The organism is Pseudoclavibacter sp. JSM 162008, assembly GCF_041366455.1.
Lineage (GTDB): Bacteria > Actinomycetota > Actinomycetes > Actinomycetales > Microbacteriaceae > Pseudoclavibacter.
This window is the reverse complement of sequence record NZ_JBEWYX010000040.1, coordinates 1-2,336: the sequence shown is the minus strand read 5'-3', so window position 1 is coordinate 2,336 and position 2,336 is coordinate 1. Positions and strand designations below refer to the sequence as shown.

Sequence of the window (2,336 nt, the reverse complement as noted above, 5' to 3'; positions counted from 1 at the left end):
TGATGGCGCTCATCGAAATTCCCCAGAGTTGCTCATCGGAATTCCTCAGGTCGCGTGGTCAGGTTAGCGCAGGTTCGTGCCGGTCGTGACGCGGCGGAGTTCGTCTGCGGCGGTGGCGTGGTGGCGGAGCCGGTAAGAGGCTCCATCGAGGGTGATCACGACGGATCGGTGCAAGAGCCGGTCGAGCATGGCTGCGGCGACGGTGGTGTCGCCGAGGATCTCGCCCCAGGCTCCGACCGGCCGGTTCGTGGTGATCACGATGGAGGTCTTCAGGTAGCGCTGGTTGATGACCTGGAACAAGGCTGAGGCGGCCTCGCCGGGTAGTGGCAGGTAGCCAAGCTCGTCGATGATGAGCAGGGTCGGACCGGCGAAGAAACGCATCATCGTCGACCACTTGCCTTCGATCGCGGCGCGGTGGCAGCGGGCGGCGAGGTCGGCGGCGGAGGTGAAGTAGACGCGGTAGCCGGCGGTGACGGCGGCGTGGCCGAGGCCGGTGGCGATGTGGGTCTTCCCGACGCCGGGCGGGCCGATCAGGAGCACGTTGGTGGCGGTGTCGATGAACCGGCAGGTGCCGAGCTCGGCCAGCAGCGACCGGTCGATGCCGGATGCGGCGTCGTGATCGAAGTCGTCCAGGGTCTGCCCGGTGGGGAGGTTCGCGAAACGGAACCGGCCAGCCAAGCGGCGGGCGTCGGTGGCGGTGACCTCGACTCGCAGTAGGTGCTCGAGGGCCTGCGTCAGGGTCCATCCTTCGGCTTGCGCCTGGTCGAGGACGGCGGGGAGGGCGTCCGCGGCGTCGGCGAGTTTCAGGTCGGTGAGGTGGCCGCGCAGCTGTTGATAGACGCTCGCTGCCGTCGTGGTGGCTGTGGTTGTGGTCATCGGAGGGTGTTCCTGTTCTTCGCGGCCTGCTCGTAAGCGGCCAGGCTGATCACGGTCGAAGGCTGCGCTGCAGCGCTGGTGAGGGCTGCGGCAGCGCGCAGCGCGGCGCTGCCGGGTGGGATGCGTTCTTTGCGGCGGTGCGGGCGTCCTGGTGTCGCTGACGCCATCGCGATGGCCTCCAGTGCGGTGACATGGCCGCTGTCGCGGATCGTGACGCCGAGGCCGGGTTCGGCGACCTGGTGGCGGGCGACGACCGTCCCCGATGCGGTGGCGATGTCGATGATGTCCGCGCCGAGCCGCTGCCGGACCTCGACTTTCGCGGCGGCGAGTTCGGGCGGGACGGAGTAGCGATTCCCGCGCCAGTCGATCAGCGCTTGCCGGGTCGCGGTGCGCTCCTCTGTGATGATCACAGGGAACACAACCGCAGGTAGCGGTCTGAGCCGCTCGTTCACGAACAGGGCGGACGCTGTCGTCGTCCCGAGCTCGCCCTCACGCCGCCGGTCGTCCTGCCCTGCGGCGAACGTGTTCAGGCTGGCCTGCGCTTGCTCGAGGGTGAGGTCGTCGGGCAAGGTCCGCCACCAGCGTTGCGCGGCGGTGTGATTGTTCTTCTCGACCACGCCCTTCCTGTTCCCCGACCTCGGCCGGCAGACCACCGCGGTGACGCCGTGGTGCTTCGCGAACGCGGCGAACTGCGGGACCAGGTCGCCGGTGCGGTGGTCCAGGACCGTCCGCATCCGGTCGAACCGCCAGGTCTTCGTGAGCCCGCCCAGCAGGGCGAGCAGGGTCGTCATCGCGGCGAGCAGGTGCGGGGTGTCCATCGACGGGGAGATCACGCCCCGCCAGACACCCGAGTGCGCGAGCGACCCGACCAGGACATACGCGGTCTTGCGTCCGAACCCCCAATGCGCGGGCGGGTCGGGCATCTCGACCCAGTCGAACTGGGTCTCCTCCCCGGGCGGGTGCTCGATGACCGCGTTTGCGCGTTTGGTGACGTGCGCGCACGCGGTGCACGCCGGACGCAGCCCGCGGGCACGAATCTGCCGCGTCAGCGTCGGATACGACCCCTCGTAACCGAGCGGTCGCAGCTCGTCGAGCAGCGCCACCGCCCACAGGTGCGGGTCCTCGGTCAGTCTCGCGGTGGCGTAGTCGACGAACGCGTCGAACGAGTCCGGGATGGTGCGCTCACGCATCCCGGGCTGGCGTTCACCGTTCAGATACGCGCGGATGGTCTTGCGGTCATGGTTAGTGCGGCGGGCGATCTCGCTGATCGTCATCCCCTGCCGTTTCAGAGCGTGGATGTCCACGCTGCTCCTCTCTGAGAGCATGAGAACAGGGCCTTCCTCGGGCTGGTGTGTGGTCAGAGACCACCAGCATCGAGGAAGGCCCGCCTCATGCGGCGGAGCGACCCAGAGTGGGGAATTTCGATGAGCAGAACCGAGGAATTTCAGTGAGCGCCGTCA

2 protein-coding genes are annotated in these 2,336 nt (G+C 68.4%); both read right to left on the bottom strand.

Annotated features, from left to right (window positions below; all coding sequences use genetic code 11):
* Window positions 1-63 precede the first annotated feature (63 nt).
* A complete protein-coding gene (gene istB / locus ABVF28_RS17170) occupies window positions 64-876 on the bottom strand; it encodes an IS21-like element helper ATPase IstB (RefSeq protein WP_068476904.1) in 813 nt (270 codons plus the stop codon).
* A complete protein-coding gene (gene istA / locus ABVF28_RS17165; RefSeq protein WP_371031451.1) occupies window positions 873-2,201 on the bottom strand; it encodes an IS21 family transposase in 1,329 nt (442 codons plus the stop codon). The genes istB and istA overlap by 4 nt, the downstream gene beginning before the upstream one ends.
* Window positions 2,202-2,336 lie beyond the last annotated feature (135 nt).